This window comes from Pseudomonas kulmbachensis (genome assembly GCF_963681935.1).
GTDB lineage: Bacteria > Pseudomonadota > Gammaproteobacteria > Pseudomonadales > Pseudomonadaceae > Aquipseudomonas > Aquipseudomonas kulmbachensis.
In genome coordinates, this window is record NZ_OY817088.1 from 150,881 (window position 1) to 167,411 (window position 16,531).

A 16,531-nucleotide genomic window follows, 5' to 3' on the forward strand; every position below is an offset into this window, starting at 1 on the left:
AGGCAAGAGCCCCTCACCCTCTCCCGGAGGGTGAGGGGCTCTTTTGCTTACACCAACCCTCCATTGGCCCGCAAAATCTGCCCATTGACCCAATCCGCTGCCGGGCTCACCAGAAATGAGACGATATTGGCGATGTCTTGCGGCTGGCCCAAGCGCTCCAGGGGCGGCATCTGGGAGAAGGTCTGGATCTGTTCTTCGCTCTTGCCACGCAAGAACAGCTCCGTCGCTACTGGCCCCGGAGCCACGGCGTTGACTGTGATCTGGCGACCGCGCAGCTCTTTGGCAAACACTTGGGTCAATGACTCAACCGCCGCTTTACTGGCGATGTACACCGCGTAACCCGGCAGGTTCATGCCCACCGTACTGCTCGAAAAGTTAACGATGCGCCCGCCGCCGTTCAGCCGGGTGGCGGCTTCGCGCAGGGTGTTGAAAGTGCCTTTGGTATTGATATTGAAGGTGTGGTCGTACAGTTCGTCGCTGTACTGGGCCAGCGGCAGAACATTGAGCACACCTGCGTTATTGATCAGTACATCAACCTTGCCGAGCTGCTGCTCGGTTTCATCGAACAAGCGCTTTACGTCGGCGGCGCTGGCCACATCGGCTTGCACGGCAATCGCCTGGTGCCCGTCCCTGCGCAGTTCTGCGACCAAGGCAGTGGCTTCGCTGGCGCTGCTGGCATAGTTGATGACCACGGCAAAACCTTGGCGGGCCAGCTGTCTGGCAATAACGGCACCGATGCCGCGAGAAGCGCCAGTGATAATGGCGACGTCAGGTTGTGTGGAACTCATGGCAACACTCCGTATTGGATTAGGCGTTGGGCTAGGTTCACATGTGCGTTCACGCGGATAAAGACCGCTGATTTGATACCGGTATTCGTAAATTCACACTAATCCCACAGGGATAATCAAACATGTGTGGGTGGCGGATTCTTGTTCTCCTTGATCTTGTACGAGGCCACATACAGCGCTGGCAGGAACAGCAGCGTGAGCAAGGTGGCCGACAGGATCCCGCCGATCATGGCGTAGGCCATCGGCCCCCAGAACACGTCACGGGCAATCGGGATCATGCCCAGGCTGGCGGCCGCAGCGGTGAGCAGGATCGGCCGGCGTCGATGCTGGGTGGCTTGCATCACCGCGTGCCACGGGTCATAGCCGTCACGCTCGTACTGGTCGATCTGGGTCACCAAAATCACCGAGTTACGGACGATGATGCCGATCAGCGCCAGAATCCCCAGAATTGCCACAAAGCCCATCGGCGTACCGGTTGGCACCAACGCCAGAACCACGCCGATCAGCCCCAGCGGCGCGACACTCACCACCAGGAACATCTTCTGCACACTTTGCAGCTGGATCATCAGGAACGTTGCCATCAAGAACAGCATTAACGGCACTACCTTGGCGATCGGGCCCTGGGCCTTGGCGCTTTGCTCCACCGTGCCGCCCGTTTGCAGGTTGTAGCCCAAGGGCAGGCTGTCGGCGAACTTGTCGACGTCCGGTTTGAGCTGCGTGACCAGATCGGTCGGTTGCATTGAACCGCGCACCGAGGCTTTGAGCGTCAGGGTGGGAATCCGGTCACGGCTCCAGATCAACGGCTGCTCCAGCTCATAGCGCACCGTGGCAAAGGCCAGTAGCGGAATCGAGGTGCCGCTCGGCGTGGTGATTTGCAGGTTGAGCAGGGTTTCGGGGGTGCCACGTTCACTGCTGTTGGCCCGTCCGACGATATTGATCAGGTAGATGTTGTCCTTCACCTGGCTGACGGCTGCCCCGCTGACGATGCTGTTCATCACATGGGCTACGTCCTCGGACGACAGTCCGAACTGGCGGGCCTTGTCCTGGGCAATGTCGATGCGCAGGACCTTGCCGGGTTCGTTCCAGTTGAAGATGGTTTCACCGACGTTGGGGTTGGCATCGAGCACCGAGGCCAGGTCGATCGAATACTTGCGCACCAGATCGATGTTCGGCCCGCTGACCCGGTATTGCAGCGGCTGCCCTACCGGCGGGCCCAGCTCCAGGGTATGGACGAAGCTGCCGACCCCCACAAACTCCTCGCGCAGACGCTTGTTCAGACGCTCGATCAACGCATCGCGACTCTCAAGCCCGGTACTGACGATCACCAACTGAGCATAAAAGGGGTTTTGCAGTTGTTGGTCCAGCGGCAGGTAGAAACGGATCGCACCCTCGCCGATGTACGAGCTCCAGCGCACGATATCCGGGTCGCCCTTGAGTGACTCTTCAAAACGCTGGGTGACTTTCAGGGTTTCCTGAATTGACGCGTTTTGCGGCAGGTTCAGGTCCACCAGAATTTCGGGGCGATCAGAGGCCGGGAAGAACTGGTTCTGCACCAGCCCCATGCCGAACACCGCCATTACAAACATCAGCACCGTGGCGCCGATGGTCCACCAGCGATTACGCATGCACCACAGCAGACCGCTGTTGAAAACCTGGGCCAGACGCCCTGGTGTCTCGGATTTGGGTTTGACCTTGGCGCTGAGGATATGCACGCCCAGCACCGGGGCGAACAGTACCGCCACCACCCATGACACCAGCATCGCCACGGCAATTACCGCAAACAGGGTGAAGGTGTATTCCCCCGCCGAGCTGTTGTTCAGTCCGATGGGGACAAACCCGGCCACCGTGACCAGTGTGCCGGTGAGCATCGGGAAGGCTGTGGAGTGATAGGCAAAGGTTGCTGCCTGCTCCTTGGTTTCCCCCAGTTCGAGCCGCGTGATCATCATCTCCACGGTGATCATCGCATCGTCCACCAGCAAGCCGAGGGCAATGATCAATGCACCCAGCGACACCCGTTGCATGGCGATGCCGGTGAACTCCATAAACACGAACACCAGGGCCAGAACCAGCGGGATCGAGATCGCTACCACCAACCCGGCGCGCAGTCCCAGGCTGATAAAACTCACTGCCAATACGATCACTACGGCTTCAAACAGCGCGCTGGTGAAGCCGCTCACGGCCACTTCAACCACCTGCGCCTGATCGGACACCATGTGTACGCCCACGCCCACCGGCAACTGTGCAGTCAGGTCGTCGATGCGTTGTTGCAGCTCCTTGCCGAACTCCTGAATGTTGCCGCCGTCGATCATGGCGATTGCCAGGCCGATGGCTGGCTTACCGTTGTAATGGAACATGGGGGCTGCCGGGTCGACGTAGCCCCGGCTGATATCGGCGATGTCGGCCAGTCGGTAAAAACGGTCGTTGACCCGCAGGTTCACCGCTGCCAGGTCTTCAACACTGTGGAACTGCCCCGAGGTGCGTACCGACATGCGTTCCGGGCCCGCTTCGATGACACCGGCGGGGGTCACGGCGTTCTGTTGTTGCAGGCTTTCAAGGATATGTTCCTGGTCCAGGCCCAGCGCTGCCAGTTTGCGGGTCGAAAAGTCCAGGTAGAAGGTTTCCTCCTGCTCGCCAATGGTCGTTACCTTGCCGCGGTTGGGAACATCGCGAATCCCGGTGCGCACCTGCTCCACGTAGTCGCGCAGCTGGCGCATGGTGAAGCCGTCACCGGTGAAGGCGAAGATGGTGCCATACACATCACCGAACTCATCGTCGAACCCCGGACCTTGAATGCCCTGGGGGAAATCGCCGCGGATGTCGCCGATTTTTTTCCGGACCTCATACCAGATATGGGGAATGGCATCGGCCTTGGTGGTGTCCTTGAGGAACACAAACACCGTGGATTCGCCGGGCCGGGTATAGCTTTGCACGTAGTCGAGCGAATCCAGCTCTTCGAGCTTTTTCTCGATGCGGTCGGTGATTTGCAATCGGGTTTCATCGACCGTAGCACCAGGCCACTTGCTCTGGATCACCATGGTTTTGATGGCGAAGGACGGGTCTTCTGCGCGGCCCAGATTGATATACGAAAAAATCCCGGCGACCACCGCCACAAACATCAAATACCAGACAAATGACTGATGCTTGAGGGCCCACTCGGACAGGTTGAACTTCCCATTCATTGCGAGCTTTCCTTATCGAGTCTGACTTTCTGTCCGGGACTGAGACTGTTCACGCCGGCGCTGACTACGTTGTCGCCTGCGGTTATGCCGCCAGACAACAACACGGTTTTTGCATCGCGTCGCTGTACGGTGACGTCACGCGGGCTGACGGTTTGCGCTGCCTTGTCGATAACCCACACGCGGCTGTGACCGTCGATGACTTGCACGGCGGTCAGTGGCAACTGGAAATGCTCGGCGGTCGGGCTGCTGACGGTCACGCTGACCGAACTGCCAAGACGAAATGCAGCCGGAGTCTGGTCCAGTGTCAGGCGGGTACGACGAGTACGGGTGGCGCTGTCGGCTTGCGGGGCGATCTCACGGACATGGGCGCGGGTGTTGACGTTCGGGTCGAGCTGACCGGCGACCAGGAACACGATGCCTTTGGGGAGCTCCTCGGCCAGCGGGCCCGGCAAGTCGATCACGGCTTCCTTGATTTCAGGGCGGGCCAGGGTAACGACTTCCTGGCCGATGCTGACCACTTGCCCGGCCTCGGCCTGCCATTGGGTGATGACCGCGTCATGGTCAGCGCGCAGGTTGCAGTAACTGAGTTGGTCCTGGGCCTGGTTCACCGCGGCTTGCGCCTGTTGCATCGAGGCCTGGGTGGTTTTGAGGTCGGCTTGTGCGGTGTCCAGTTGAGCCTGAGCCCCAACACCACGGTCGAGCAGCTCTTGCTGGCGTCGGGCGGTGGCTCGGGCGTTGATCAATTGCGCTTGTACCTTGGCCAGATCACCCTGGGCCGAGCGCAACTGGTTTTGTTGATCGGTCGGGTCGAGGTTGGCCAGAATGTCGCCCTGTTTGACCTCCGCGCCCACATCGTAAAAGCGCCGCACAATGCGCCCCGGTACACGAAAGCCCAGCGTGCTTTCGTAACGGGCCTCGATATTGCCGGCAAAGCGCCCCAGGTTTTGCGCCAACTCTGGTTGGGCCACTACGTACAGCACCGGGCGCACGGGCTCGGGTGGTCGTTTTTCAGAGCAGCCCAATAGCATGGCGGCGGCCAATGGCATCACCCAAAAATGTCTCATAGCTGCACCCCCTGGGCCGGGGCTGGGACGATTTCAACCTTCATGCCGGGGTGTAACAATTGTCCGCCTGCGACCACGACATTCTCTCCATCCTTAAGACCATCGCTGACGATCACGCTGCCGGTCAGGTAACGCCCGACCTTGACCCGCTGCAGGCGTACGTTGCTTTGCTCGTCGGCGATCCACACGGCGGGTTCGCTGATGTCTTTGGTCAAGGCCGACCATGGAAGCTCGATGCTGCGGCTGGGTGGCGGGGTCAGGTTGACGCTGACAATCGAGCCCAGGTCCATGCCTTTGGGCAGTGCATCCAGTTGTACCTTGATTTGTAGCGTGCCGCTTTGCGCGGCCACCGTGGGGGTGATTTCGCGGATCTGGCCGTTGACCTTGATCGTCGGATCGCTCAGCAGCGTGACTTGCACCGTGGGGTTCTTGGGCGGCTCGATAAACAACGACTCATACACGTTGAAAACTGCGTCGCGGGCACCGTCGCGGGCCAGGGTGAAAATCGGCATGGTGGCCTGCACCACTTGCCCGACTTCGGCCTGGCGCGCGGTGATGATGCCGGGTGCCTCGGCTTCAAGGTTGCTGTAACTCAGTTGTTCGCGGGCGTTGGCCAGTTGGGCCTGGGCAGCCGCCAAGGCACTTTTGGCACTCAGTTGGGCCGCGTTGGCCGCGTCGTATTCGCTTTGGCTGGTGTAGCCTTTTGGCAGCAATTTTTGCTGACGAATAAACGCAGCCCGGGTTTGCACCACTTGCGCTTGCTGCGCGTTGACGCTGGCCTGGGCGGTCTCGACCTGGATCTTCAGGTCTTTGGGGTCGAGGCGGGCCAGCACCTGTTGGGCCTGGATGTGATCACCCACATCGACCTTGCGTTCGATAATCTTGCCGCCCACGCGAAATGAAAGCCGGGTTTCGACCCGGGCTTGAATATCGCCGCTGAGTTGAATCGGCAGTGCAAATTCGCGAGTGCTTACCTGCTGTACATACACCCGAGGCGATAAAGGCTCTTTGGGCCCCTCTTTGCCACACGCGGTGAGTAGCGCCAACAGGCTTAAGCCCAAAATGCCCGTGTTCAGTGGACCAGCCATGCAAGCTCCTTTGCGTGATGCTGATTAACATTCGAATACGGTTGATAGCGTAGAACAGGCTTTCCACTCTGTGGGACTCTATTGCCGCAGGCGCAAAATGATCCGTAGCAGCTGCCGTAGGAACGAGGCTGCGTTCGGCGGCATAGCCGTCGTGAAACCAGTAGCCGCGAAGTGTCAGGTAGTTCCTGGACTCAGGACTTGCGGTCGCTGCGCAACCGGACGCAGCCTCGTTCCTACGGCAGCTGCTACGGTTTCTGATCCCATACCGAGGCCCACTATGCTTACCACCCTGGCGGTGGCCAATTACCGCTCCATCAACCAGTTGGTGGTGCCCTTGGCCAGACTGAATCTGATCACTGGCCCCAACGGCAGCGGCAAATCGAATCTTTACCGAGCACTGCGCTTGTTGGCCGAAACCGCCCAGGGCGGAGTGGTCAATGCCCTGGCCCGCGAAGGTGGTCTGAGTTCAACATTCTGGGCCGGACCAGAGGTGATTTCTCGGCGCATGAAACAGGGCGAAGTCGATATAAATGCCAGCGTCCATCAGGGGGCCAAGCGGCTGCGCCTGGGGTTTGCCGCAGAGGAATTCAGCTACGCCATCGCCTTGGGCTTGCCGATACCAGGGCGCACGCAGTTCAACCTCGATCCGCAAATCAAGCACGAGAGTATCTGGGCGGGGCCTTTTTACCGGCCGGCCAGTGAGCTGGTGGAGCGCAAAGGGCCCATGGTTCGCGCTCGTGATGGCCGCAACTGGCAGGTGCTGGCACAGCACACGCCGTTGTTCGACAGCCTGTTCGATCAGATCGGCAGCTTACAGGCGTCGCCTGAAGTCTTGCAGTTACGCGAGTCCATCCGTGGCTGGCGCTTTTACGATCACTTTCGCACCGACCCCGACGCTCCTGTGCGCCAGCCGCAACTGGGCACACGCACGCCGGTGCTGCATCACGATGGCCGTGATTTGGCGGCGGCGTTGCAAACCATCCTTGAAGTTGGCAACCCCGAAGCCCTGCATGCCGCGATCTGCGATGCGTTCCCCGGCGCCAGGCTGGAAATCGAGTGCGTGCCCGGCGGGCATTTTTATATCGAGTTTTATCAGGAGGGGCTGCTGCGGCCATTGTCGGCCGCCGAGTTGTCAGACGGTACGCTGCGCTATCTGTTGTTGATCGCCGCCCTGCTCACCCCGCGCCCGCCGAGCATGATGGTGCTCAACGAGCCCGAGACCAGCCTGCACCCGGACCTGTTGCCTGCCTTGGCGCGGTTGATCATCAGCGCCTCGCAGCACTCACAGATATGGGTGGTGTCCCATGCCCGGCGCCTGATCGCCGCCTTGCAGCAAGACCCGGAGTGCAACTGCATCGTGCTGGAAAAAAACCTTGGCCAGACTGAAGTGGTCGGCCAGCGGATGCTGGATAAGCCCACGTGGTATTGGCCCGACAAATAAAAACGCCGACGGCTTTAAAAGCCGTCGGCGTTTGCAGTGAAGCGGGCGTGGTTTAGAACGCTGGCAGCACCGCACCTTTGTATTTCTCGGCAATAAAGGCTTTCACTTCAGGGCTGGTCAGGGCCTTGGCCAGCTTCTGGATCGCTACGCTGTCCTTGTTGTCAGGACGGGCTACCAGGAAGTTCACGTACGGCGAATCGGCACCTTCAATGATCAGCGCGTCGGTGGCTGGGTTCAGACCCGCTTCCAGCGCGTAGTTAGTGTTGATCATGTCCAGGTCAACCTGGTCCAGCACGCGTGGCAGCAGTGCAGACTCAAGCTCCTTGAACTTGAAGTTGTGCGGGTTCTTGGCGATGTCTTTTGGTGTGGAAACAGCGTTGGTCGGGTCTTTGAGTTCGATCAAGCCAGCCTTTTGCAGCAGGATCAAAGCACGGCCGCTGTTGCTGCCTTCGTTAGGGATAGCGATGGTCGCGCCGTCTTTGAGCTCAGACAGGTTTTTGATCTTTTTCGAGTAGCCGCCGAACGGTTCAACGTGAACGCCGACCACGGTGATCAGGTTAGTACCTTTACCTTTGTTGAAGCTTTCGAGGTACGGCAGGGTCTGGAAGTAGTTGGCATCCAGGTGCTTCTCGGCAACTTGCACGTTCGGTTGCACATAGTCGGTGAACACTTTGATTTCCAGATCCACGCCTTCTTTGGCGAGGGTTGGTTTGATCAACTCAAGGATTTCGGCGTGGGGGACTGGCGTTGCAGCCACAACCAGCTTTTCGCCAGCTTGTGCCAGGCCTGCAGTCAAAGCAGCCGCCAATGCGGTAAACAACAGAACCTTTTTCATGCAATACCCTTAAGTGTGTGACCGTTCGGATGACGGTTCTTGGAAGACGAAATGGACAATACCGAGTTTCTTTATTCCAGAACAATAATATTTATTCAGCTTCTTATGCCATTTTGTTCACTTGACGAGATGTTTGTGGAAGCGAGCCTGCTCGCGAAGGTCGTAAACAATAGCGCGTCTTCACGAGCAGGCTCGCTCCCACAGGGTCAAGAAAGAAGTTGCTTGAGCGCCGCCAACTCCTGCTCTGTCGCCCCTTTTATAAATTGTTCAATCTGGCTCAGACCATCGGGAAGGTTCAAGTGCTCGGGCTGGATCTCTTCGCCGGTGCTCACCAGCAGTGCAAAATGAATCACGTTTTCCAGTTCACGGGTGTTGCCCGGCCAGCTGTAGCGCTCAAGTACCCGTTGCGCGCTGTCGCTGATAAACGGCACGGGCAGGCTCAGGCGTTGGCTGTAGATGCCTAAAAAGTATTCAGCCAGGGACAGGATGTCCCCTGGCCGTTCGCGCAACGCGGGCAAGTCCAGTCGCCCTTCGCTGAGGTAGTAATACAGCCGCTCATGGAATTTGCCGGCACTTACCGCCTGGGCCAGATCAATGCTGGTGGCCGCGACCAGTCGCACATCGACCGGGCTGGGTTGATGGGCGCCCACACGGGTGACTTCGTGGGTTTCCAGCGCGGCCAGTAGCTTGACCTGGATCGCCAGAGGCAAGTCGCCAATTTCGTCCAGATATAAAGTGCCGCCATTGGCCGAGCCAAACCACCCCGCGCGGCTGCTGGCCGAACTGTTGTGGGTTCCTGCGGCATAGCCGAACAGCTCGGCATCGGCATAAGTGGGGCTGATCGCCCCGCAATTGACCGAAACAAACAAACCGGTGCGGTCGCTGGCGCGGTGAATATGCCGCGCCAGCAGCTCCTTGCCGCTGCCGGTTTCGCCCCGGATCAACACGGGCAAGGCGCGGGGCGCCAACTGTTCCAGGTCGTTGCGTAGTTGGCGCGAACGCGGGTCGACAAACACCAGCGCCTTGGCGCGAATGCTCAGGGGGCTTTTTTCCGCGTCGGGAAAGGTCAGCAACGGCTGACCGAAGGTTTCATGCAGGCTCATGGCAGGCTCCCGCCCGCCGCCTAAGGGTGGGCGCGGGCGTTACAAAAATTCATGCGCGGCGCAGGGCGCCATGTTCGATGCGGGTTTGCAGGCGGTACAAAAAGGCGAAACCTTGCTCCCAGCGCTGGTGTCCGGACTTGACGTTGATATGCCCGGCACCGCTGATAATGCCGACCTCGGCGCCCCATTGGCGGGCGAACTCCATGGCTCGTGGCGCGCTGACTGCGCCATCGTTGTCCGAGCTGACTATCTGGCTGGGGAACGGTAATGGTCGGGTCGGTATAGGTGCAAAGTTGCGCAAGGCGGGCGCACAGGCCGGGCGCTCGACATCGGCCGGGGCTACCAGTAACGCGCCGCGCACTTGGCTCAACAGGCTTTCTGGCGCACGCTCGGCCCAATGGGCTACGGTAATGCAACCCAGGCTGTGGGCAATCAGAATCACGGGAGTGCTGTCGGCGGCAATGGCCTCGGCCAGGGCGGCGATCCAGTCCTCGCGGCGCGGCGTCAGCCAGTCGGCCTGCTCCACCCGAGTACTGTTCGGTAAGCTGTTTTGCCAGTGGGTTTGCCAATGATCGTCGGACGAACCTTGCCAGCCCGGCACTATCAAATAGCGAATCGAATCGTTGCCCATGGGTGTGCGCCTCCAGCGGTATGTGTGTTACCGAGTCAGTATAGGGACGGTTTTTAGATTCGCTAAGGAATAAGAAGCTATTTGTTTATAACCAAAAAGTGATCCTTGAGGATTCTGCACCATGAAAAGCCTGGTCGACCACCTGAGCCAATACGCGGCCTATCACCGTGACCGACGCAATATCGTCAGCCACTTCATTGGCATCCCGTTGATTGTGGTTGCCGTGGCTGCGCTGCTGTCGCGACCGCAATGGGCAGGGGTTTCACCGGCGTTGTTAGTGATGCTGGCAAGCGCGGTTTTTTACCTGCGCCTTGAGCTGCGGCTTGGAGTATTGATGACGCTGCTGCTGGGGTTGGCGGTATGGCTGGGGCATTCGCTGGCGTCGTTGAGCACGGCCGCTTGGCTGGGTTGGAGCGTTGGGTTGTTTGTGTTGGGCTGGGTGATTCAGTTTGTCGGGCATTACTACGAAGGGCGCAAGCCGGCGTTTATCGATGATCTGACCGGGCTGATCGTGGGGCCGTTGTTTGTGGTGGTGGAGCTGGGTTTTTTGCTGGGCTGGCGCGAGGATTTGCGCCGCGAGATTGAGTTGCGACAGCCGCTGCAAAGATAAGACTCCGGTAGCAGCTGCCGAAGGAACGAGGCTGCGTCCGGCTGCGCAGCAGTCGTAAAATCAGACACTGCAGTGTGCCAGTTAAACCCGAATTTCAGGTTCTACGGTCGCTGCGCAACCGGACGCAGCCTCGTTCCTACGGCAGCTGCTACGAAGCTCTTCAGCGCTTGAAGGCCTGATGCAGCTCGGCCAGTGTTTCAAAGTGGTACTTGGGCGCAAACGAGTTCAGCTCTTCAAAGCTGCCAAAGCCATAACCCACAGCTGCTGCGTCCATACCATTGTCGCGGGCGCCGATCAGGTCGTGCTTGCGGTCACCGATCATCAGGGTTTGAGCCGGGTCCAGGCCTTGCTCACTTATCAAGTGGGCAATCAGCTCGACCTTGTTGGTGCGGGTGCCATCCAGTTCGCTGCCGTAGATCACTTTGAAGTGCTTGGCGAAATCAAAATGACGAGCAATTTCACGCGCATAGATATGCGGTTTTGAAGTCGCAATAAACAGTTGGCGACCCTGTGCCACCAGCTCTTCGAGCAGCGGCGTGACGCCCTCGAACACTTGGTTTTCATACAGGCCGGTCACGGCGAAACGCTCGCGGTAAAAGCCCATTGCTTCCCACGCTTTTGCTTCGTCAAAGTCATATGTGGCCATGAACTGTTGCAGCAGCGGCGGGCCGATAAAGTGCTCAAGCTTAGTCAGGTCAGGTTCATCGATGCCCAGCTTGCTCAGGCCGAACTGGATCGAACGGGTGATGCCTTCGCGTGGGTCGGTCAGGGTGCCGTCGAGGTCGAACAATACGTTTTGGTAATGCATGCAGGGCTCCAAAATAGGGGGCTTAAACGGCCAGGTGATAGCCTTCGGCCAAATGCTGGTCCTTGAGTTTTACGTAGTTGCCGGCGCTGTAGGTGAAGAACGCTTTTTCCTTTTCGGTCAGCTCACGCACCTGTTTGACCGGGCTGCCCACATACAGAAAACCGCTGACCAGACGCTTGCCCGGTGGTACCAGGCTGCCCGCACCGACGATCACATCGTCTTCAATCACCGCGCCGTCCATCACGATGCTGCCCATGCCGATCAGGATACGGCTGCCCACGCTGCAACCATGCAGCATGACTTTATGGGCGATGGTTACGTCGTCGCCGATCAACAGCGGGAAGCCCTCGGGGTTAAAGGGCCCCGCGTGGGTGATGTGCAGTACGCAGCCGTCCTGCACGCTGGTGCGGGCGCCGATGCGGATGCGGTGCATATCGCCGCGAATCACGGTCAGCGGCCAGATTGAACTGTCGGCGCCGATCTCCACATCGCCGATCACCACCGCCGAGCGGTCGACAAAGGCGCGCTCGCCCAGGGTCGGTGTGTGCTGCTGGAATGGACGGATGGACACAAATAGCTTCCTTCTTTAGCCGTAATAGGGCGTTGCAATGCTGCGGTCTGAGTCGATTGTAATTAAGATGGCTCAATGTTTCTTCAAGCCAAGGTGCCAAACGTGAGCGAGAACAACCCTCTTTTGCAGCCCTACGACCTGCCGCCGTTCTCGGCGATCCGTCCTGAGCACGTACAGCCGGCCATCGAGCAGATCCTCGCCGACAACCGCGCCGGCATTCAAGCCATCCTCAAGGACCAGGGCCAGAACCCGACATGGGCTGGCCTGGTATTGGCGATGGATGAGCTGAACGACCGACTGGGCGCGGCCTGGAGCCCGGTCAGCCACCTCAATGCAGTGTGCAACAGCGCAGAGTTGCGTGAAGCCTACGAGGCTTGCCTGCCTGCGTTGAGCGCCTATTCCACCGAGATGGGCCAGAACCGTGAGTTGTTCCAGGCTTTCGAAGCCCTGGCCCACAGCCCGCAAGTAGCCGATTTCGATCAGGCACAAAAAACTATTCTTGAGCACTCGTTGCGCGACTTTCGTCTGTCGGGTATTGACCTGCCAGAGGCTGAGCAAAAGCGTTACGCCGAAGTGCAGAGCAAGCTTTCCGAACTGGGCAGCAAGTTTTCCAACCAACTGTTGGACGCGACCCAGGCTTGGACCAAGCACATCACCGACGAAGCCGCGCTGGCGGGTCTGACCGATTCGGCCAAGGCGCAAATGGCTGCCGCTGCGCAGGCCAAAGGTCTGGACGGTTGGCTGATCAGCCTGGAGTTCCCGAGCTACTTCCCGGTCATGACTTATGCGCAAGACCGCGCTCTGCGCGAAGAAGTCTACGCTGCGTACTGCACCCGCGCCTCGGACCAAGGCCCGAATGCCGGAAAGTTCGACAACGGTCCGGTGATGGAAGAGATCCTCGACCTGCGTCAGGAGCTTGCGAAACTCTTGGGTTTTGGCAGCTTTGCCGAGCTGAGCCTGGCCACCAAAATGGCTGAAACCCCGGATCAGGTGCTGACCTTCCTGCGCGATCTGGCCAAGCGCAGCAAGCCTTTTGCTGCGCGTGATCTTGAACAACTGCAAGCCTACGCCGCCGAGCAAGGCACTGCGGAGCTGAAAAGCTGGGACTCAGGCTTCTTCGGCGAGAAACTGCGCGAGCAGCGTTACAGCGTGTCCCAAGAGGCACTGCGCGCTTACTTCCCGATCGACAAGGTGTTGGGCGGCCTGTTCGCCATCGTGCAGCGTCTGTACGGAATTGAAATTGCCGAAATCAAAGGGTTCGACACCTGGCACCCGGATGTTCGCCTGTTTGAAATCAAGGAAAACGGCGAGCACATTGGCCGCTTCTTCTTTGACCTCTACGCCCGTGCCAACAAGCGTGGCGGCGCCTGGATGGACGGCGCCCGTGATCGCCGCCGCACTGCGGCCGGAACGTTGCAAAGCCCGGTGGCCAACCTGGTGTGCAACTTCACCCCAGCGGTTGCGGGCAAGCCTGCACTGCTGACCCACGACGAAGTCACCACCCTGTTCCACGAATTCGGCCACGGCCTGCACCACATGCTGACCGAGATCGAACACGCAGGCGTGTCCGGTATCAACGGTGTGGCCTGGGATGCGGTCGAGCTGCCGAGCCAGTTCATGGAAAACTGGTGCTGGGAGCCTGAAGGTCTGGCACTGATTTCCAGCCATTACGAAACCGGCGAGGCACTGCCCAAAGACCTGCTGGACAAGATGCTGGCGGCCAAGAACTTCCAGTCCGGACTGATGATGGTTCGTCAGCTGGAGTTCTCGCTGTTCGACTTCGAACTGCACGCCACCCACGGTGACGGTCGCAGCGTAGCGCAGGTGCTGGACGGCATCCGCGATGAGGTGTCGGTCATGCGCCCACCGGCTTACAACCGCTTCCCTAACAGTTTTGCGCATATCTTCGCGGGCGGTTACGCGGCGGGTTACTACAGCTACAAGTGGGCTGAAGTGCTGTCGGCGGATGCGTTCTCGCGCTTTGAAGAAGAAGGCGTATTCAACCCTCACACCGGCAAGGCATTCCGCCAGGCGATTCTGGCCCGTGGTGGTTCGTTGGCCCCGATGGAATTGTTCAAGGACTTCCGTGGCCGTGAGCCGTCGATTGACGCCTTGTTGCGTCACAGCGGCCTGACTGAGGATTCGGCAGCATGAGTGATGCACCTGTGAATGTGACCAAAAAGCGCTTTATCGCCGGGGCTGTCTGCCCGGCGTGCAGCGAGCCTGACAAATTGATGATGTGGAACGAAGACGAAGTGCCGCACCGCGAATGCGTGGCCTGCGGTTATTCGGACACGTTGAATGAACAGGGTTTGTCGGTGCCCAAGGAATTGGGTACGCGGGTTAATACGTCAGCGCTGAAAAAAGCCCCGGATCCTAAAGTGCAGGCGGTGCAGTTTTTTCCGAATCCGAAACTGAAAAAGCCGTAAAAGCCATGTACTTGTAGCCGCTGCCGAAGGCTGCGAAAAGGGCCGCAGGCCCTTCGCTTTTTATTTACAAGCGGGGCTGCTTTGCAGCCCATCGCAGCCTGCGGCAGCGGCTACAGGTTTACGCTTTCTGCCACACCTTCGGCTTGAAGAACAACGTCTCGCCGCGCACCAGATCGGTCAGGCTGTCGTGGTCCTTGACCACTTCAACCTCGATCAACTCGCTTTGCCCTTCAACTTTCAACGTCACCCGGGTGGTCGCACCCAATGGGCGGATGTCGCGTACCTGTGCAGCATGGTGGTCTTCAAGTTCGTGACGCGACAACGACACTTCGTGCGGACGGAACAGTACGTGCTGGTCTTCGCCGATGTGCAGACGGTTGGAGTCACCGAGGAAGTGGTACACAAAATCGCTGGCCGGGTTTTCGTAGACTTCGCCCGGTGAGCCGATCTGCTCGATCACGCCCTTGTTCATTACCACGATGCGGTCAGCCACTTCCATGGCTTCTTCCTGGTCGTGGGTCACGAAGACCGACGTCAGGTTGATGTCTTCGTGCAGGCGCGCCAACCAGCGGCGCAGCTCTTTACGTACCTTGGCGTCCAGGGCGCCGAAAGGTTCGTCCAGCAGCAGCACCTTGGGTTCTACCGCCAATGCGCGGGCCAGTGCGATACGCTGACGCTGACCGCCAGAAAGCTGCTCGGGGTAGCGATCCGACAACCAGTCCAGTTGCACCATGTTCAGCAGTTCGTGGACTTTTTCGGCGATCCGGGTTTCGCTCGGGCGTTCTTTTTTCGGCTTCATGCGCAGGCCGAAAGCGACGTTGTCGAACACCGTCATGTGGCGGAACAGCGCGTAATGCTGGAATACAAAACCGACGTTGCGATCACGCACGTCGTGGCCCGAGACGTCTTCACCGTGGAACACGATGTTGCCTTCGTCCGGGGTTTCCAGGCCTGCGATGATACGCAGCAAGGTCGTTTTACCGCAGCCCGACGGGCCAAGCAAAGCCACCAGTTCGCCGCTGTGAATATCCAGGTTGATGCTGTTCAGCGCCTTGAAGGCATTGAAGTTCTTGCTGACGTTACGGACTTCGATCGACATGGTTTATTCCTCCGCGGCGCTGGCGCGCAGGCGGTTAATACGGGATTCGCTCCACTGCTTGAGCAGCAGGATGAAGAGCGCCAGGATCAGCAACAGAGTGGCCACAGCGAAGGCGGCAACGTGGTTGTATTCGTTGTAGAGGATCTCGACGTGCAGCGGCAGGGTGTTGGTCACCCCGCGAATGTGCCCGGAAACCACCGACACTGCACCGAACTCACCCATCGCCCGCGCAGTACACAGCACCACGCCGTAGATCAGGCCCCATTTGATGTTGGGTACGGTGACGTGCCAGAACATCTGCCAGCCGTTGGCGCCCAGCAGGCGTGCGGCCTCTTCTTCCTGGGTGCCCTGCTCTTGCATCAGCGGGATCAGTTCACGGGCCACAAACGGCACGGTGACGAAGATGGTCGCCAGCACGATGCCCGGTAGAGCGAAGACGATCTGGATGTCGTGATCTTGCAACCACGGGCCGAAGAAGCCCTGTGCGCCGAACATCAGCACGTAGACCAGACCTGCGATCACCGGCGAGACGGAAAACGGCAGGTCGATCAGGGTGACCAGGATGCTTTTGCCGCGAAAGCTGTATTTGCTTACGCACCAGGCCGCGCTGACGCCGAATACCACGTTCAGCGGCACCGAAATCGCCACCGCAATGATGGTCAGCTTGAGGGCCGACAAGGCGTCGGGTTCGAGGATGGCGTCGAAGAATGTACCTACGCCCATTTTCAAACCCTGGGACACCACGATCAGCAGGGGCAGCAACAGGAACAGGGTGAAAAACAACCAGCCGAAGCCGATCAGCAGGCGCCGCGACAGCGGGCTGCCTCGGCGGGCGGCGTTGGCTGCGGATGAGGCGCTTAATGTTGAGTTGGACATGGTCAGGCC

The 16,531-nt window shown here is 59.3% G+C and carries 15 protein-coding genes; 4 read left to right on the forward strand and 11 right to left on the reverse strand.

Translation table 11 applies throughout. The features are described 5' to 3' along the window. Positions 1-47: 47 nt before the first annotated feature. From U5A05_RS00755 to U5A05_RS00770, 4 genes are all read right to left on the reverse strand, one after another. Entirely contained in the window at positions 48-788 is a 741-nt protein-coding gene (locus tag U5A05_RS00755) for an SDR family oxidoreductase (protein WP_261740406.1), read from the reverse strand. A gap of 116 nt (positions 789-904) precedes the next feature. Next, complete coding sequence (locus U5A05_RS00760; RefSeq protein WP_321835233.1) at positions 905-3,967, reverse strand: efflux RND transporter permease subunit; 3,063 nt, start codon at positions 3,965-3,967, stop codon at positions 905-907. Next, a complete protein-coding gene (locus U5A05_RS00765; protein ID WP_261740408.1) occupies positions 3,964-5,031 on the reverse strand; it encodes an efflux RND transporter periplasmic adaptor subunit in 1,068 nt (355 codons plus the stop codon). The genes U5A05_RS00760 and U5A05_RS00765 overlap by 4 nt, the downstream gene beginning before the upstream one ends. Then, complete coding sequence (locus U5A05_RS00770; protein WP_321835235.1) at positions 5,028-6,119, reverse strand: efflux RND transporter periplasmic adaptor subunit; 1,092 nt, start codon at positions 6,117-6,119, stop codon at positions 5,028-5,030. Before U5A05_RS00770 ends, U5A05_RS00765 begins: the two co-directional genes overlap by 4 nt. Before the next feature lie 277 nt (positions 6,120-6,396). On the opposite strand from U5A05_RS00770, the gene U5A05_RS00775 reads away from it, so the two are divergent. Continuing rightward, positions 6,397-7,560, forward strand: a complete 1,164-nt coding sequence (locus U5A05_RS00775; RefSeq protein WP_321835237.1) for an AAA family ATPase — start codon at positions 6,397-6,399, stop codon at positions 7,558-7,560. A 52-nt stretch (positions 7,561-7,612) separates the two neighbouring features. Here the strand turns inward: U5A05_RS00775 and U5A05_RS00780 are convergent, their stop codons facing one another. From U5A05_RS00780 to U5A05_RS00790, 3 genes are all read right to left on the reverse strand, one after another. Further along, the gene (locus tag U5A05_RS00780; RefSeq protein WP_261740411.1) at positions 7,613-8,395 is read right to left on the reverse strand and encodes a MetQ/NlpA family ABC transporter substrate-binding protein; all 783 of its coding nucleotides are present in this window, start codon (positions 8,393-8,395) and stop codon (positions 7,613-7,615) included. A 206-nt stretch (positions 8,396-8,601) separates the two neighbouring features. Further along, entirely contained in the window at positions 8,602-9,498 is an 897-nt protein-coding gene (locus U5A05_RS00785; RefSeq protein ID WP_261740412.1) for a sigma 54-interacting transcriptional regulator, read from the reverse strand. Positions 9,499-9,547: 49 nt separating this feature from the next. Continuing rightward, on the reverse strand, positions 9,548-10,129 hold the full coding sequence (locus U5A05_RS00790; RefSeq protein ID WP_321835240.1) for an alpha/beta hydrolase: 582 nt from the start codon (positions 10,127-10,129) through the stop codon (positions 9,548-9,550). 121 nt (positions 10,130-10,250) lie between these two features. Between U5A05_RS00790 and U5A05_RS00795 the strand changes: the two genes are divergently transcribed. Next, positions 10,251-10,739, forward strand: a complete 489-nt coding sequence (locus tag U5A05_RS00795; RefSeq protein ID WP_321835242.1) for an Mpo1 family 2-hydroxy fatty acid dioxygenase — start codon at positions 10,251-10,253, stop codon at positions 10,737-10,739. Positions 10,740-10,899: 160 nt separating this feature from the next. Here the strand turns inward: U5A05_RS00795 and U5A05_RS00800 are convergent, their stop codons facing one another. Both U5A05_RS00800 and U5A05_RS00805 read right to left on the reverse strand, forming a co-directional pair. Beyond that, entirely contained in the window at positions 10,900-11,547 is a 648-nt protein-coding gene (locus U5A05_RS00800; RefSeq protein ID WP_261740415.1) for an HAD family hydrolase, read from the reverse strand. A 22-nt stretch (positions 11,548-11,569) separates the two neighbouring features. Then, positions 11,570-12,118 carry a gamma carbonic anhydrase family protein gene (locus U5A05_RS00805; RefSeq protein ID WP_261740416.1) on the reverse strand — a complete coding sequence of 183 codons (549 nt, stop codon included), beginning with the start codon at positions 12,116-12,118 and terminating at the stop codon, positions 11,570-11,572. A 75-nt stretch (positions 12,119-12,193) separates the two neighbouring features. On the opposite strand from U5A05_RS00805, the gene prlC reads away from it, so the two are divergent. Further along, on the forward strand, positions 12,194-14,272 hold the full coding sequence (gene prlC, locus U5A05_RS00810; protein ID WP_261740417.1) for an oligopeptidase A: 2,079 nt from the start codon (positions 12,194-12,196) through the stop codon (positions 14,270-14,272). After that, positions 14,269-14,547, forward strand: coding sequence for a YheV family putative zinc ribbon protein (locus U5A05_RS00815; protein WP_095027602.1), 279 nt, complete (start codon positions 14,269-14,271; stop codon positions 14,545-14,547). The genes prlC and U5A05_RS00815 overlap by 4 nt, the downstream gene beginning before the upstream one ends. 118 nt (positions 14,548-14,665) lie before the next feature. On the opposite strand, the gene U5A05_RS00820 is transcribed toward U5A05_RS00815, so the two are convergent. Together U5A05_RS00820 and cysW are read right to left on the reverse strand one after the other, a co-directional pair. Continuing rightward, positions 14,666-15,646, reverse strand: coding sequence for a sulfate/molybdate ABC transporter ATP-binding protein (locus U5A05_RS00820; protein ID WP_261740418.1), 981 nt, complete (start codon positions 15,644-15,646; stop codon positions 14,666-14,668). A gap of 3 nt (positions 15,647-15,649) precedes the next feature. Then, positions 15,650-16,522: a sulfate ABC transporter permease subunit CysW gene (gene cysW / locus U5A05_RS00825; protein WP_261740419.1), complete on the reverse strand. Its 873-nt coding sequence runs from the start codon at positions 16,520-16,522 to the stop codon at positions 15,650-15,652. Between the last annotated feature and the right edge of the window lie 9 nt (positions 16,523-16,531).

Excerpts from the sequence above, each read along its gene's own strand:
- U5A05_RS00775 (WP_321835237.1), top strand. The coding sequence starts at position 6,397 with ATGCTTACCACCCTGGCGGTGGCCAATTACCGCTCCATCAACCAGTTG.
- prlC (WP_261740417.1), top strand. The coding sequence starts at position 12,194 with ATGTTTCTTCAAGCCAAGGTGCCAAACGTGAGCGAGAACAACCCTCTT.
- U5A05_RS00790 (WP_321835240.1), bottom strand. The coding sequence starts at position 10,129 with ATGGGCAACGATTCGATTCGCTATTTGATAGTGCCGGGCTGGCAAGGT.
- U5A05_RS00755 (WP_261740406.1), bottom strand. The coding sequence starts at position 788 with ATGAGTTCCACACAACCTGACGTCGCCATTATCACTGGCGCTTCTCGC.
- U5A05_RS00760 (WP_321835233.1), bottom strand. The coding sequence starts at position 3,967 with ATGAATGGGAAGTTCAACCTGTCCGAGTGGGCCCTCAAGCATCAGTCA.
- cysW (WP_261740419.1), bottom strand. The coding sequence starts at position 16,522 with ATGTCCAACTCAACATTAAGCGCCTCATCCGCAGCCAACGCCGCCCGC.
- U5A05_RS00795 (WP_321835242.1), top strand. The coding sequence starts at position 10,251 with ATGAAAAGCCTGGTCGACCACCTGAGCCAATACGCGGCCTATCACCGT.
- U5A05_RS00820 (WP_261740418.1), bottom strand. The coding sequence starts at position 15,646 with ATGTCGATCGAAGTCCGTAACGTCAGCAAGAACTTCAATGCCTTCAAG.
- U5A05_RS00780 (WP_261740411.1), bottom strand. The coding sequence starts at position 8,395 with ATGAAAAAGGTTCTGTTGTTTACCGCATTGGCGGCTGCTTTGACTGCA.
- U5A05_RS00800 (WP_261740415.1), bottom strand. The coding sequence starts at position 11,547 with ATGCATTACCAAAACGTATTGTTCGACCTCGACGGCACCCTGACCGAC.
- U5A05_RS00785 (WP_261740412.1), bottom strand. The coding sequence starts at position 9,498 with ATGAGCCTGCATGAAACCTTCGGTCAGCCGTTGCTGACCTTTCCCGAC.
- U5A05_RS00770 (WP_321835235.1), bottom strand. The coding sequence starts at position 6,119 with ATGGCTGGTCCACTGAACACGGGCATTTTGGGCTTAAGCCTGTTGGCG.
- U5A05_RS00765 (WP_261740408.1), bottom strand. The coding sequence starts at position 5,031 with ATGAGACATTTTTGGGTGATGCCATTGGCCGCCGCCATGCTATTGGGC.
- U5A05_RS00815 (WP_095027602.1), top strand. The coding sequence starts at position 14,269 with ATGAGTGATGCACCTGTGAATGTGACCAAAAAGCGCTTTATCGCCGGG.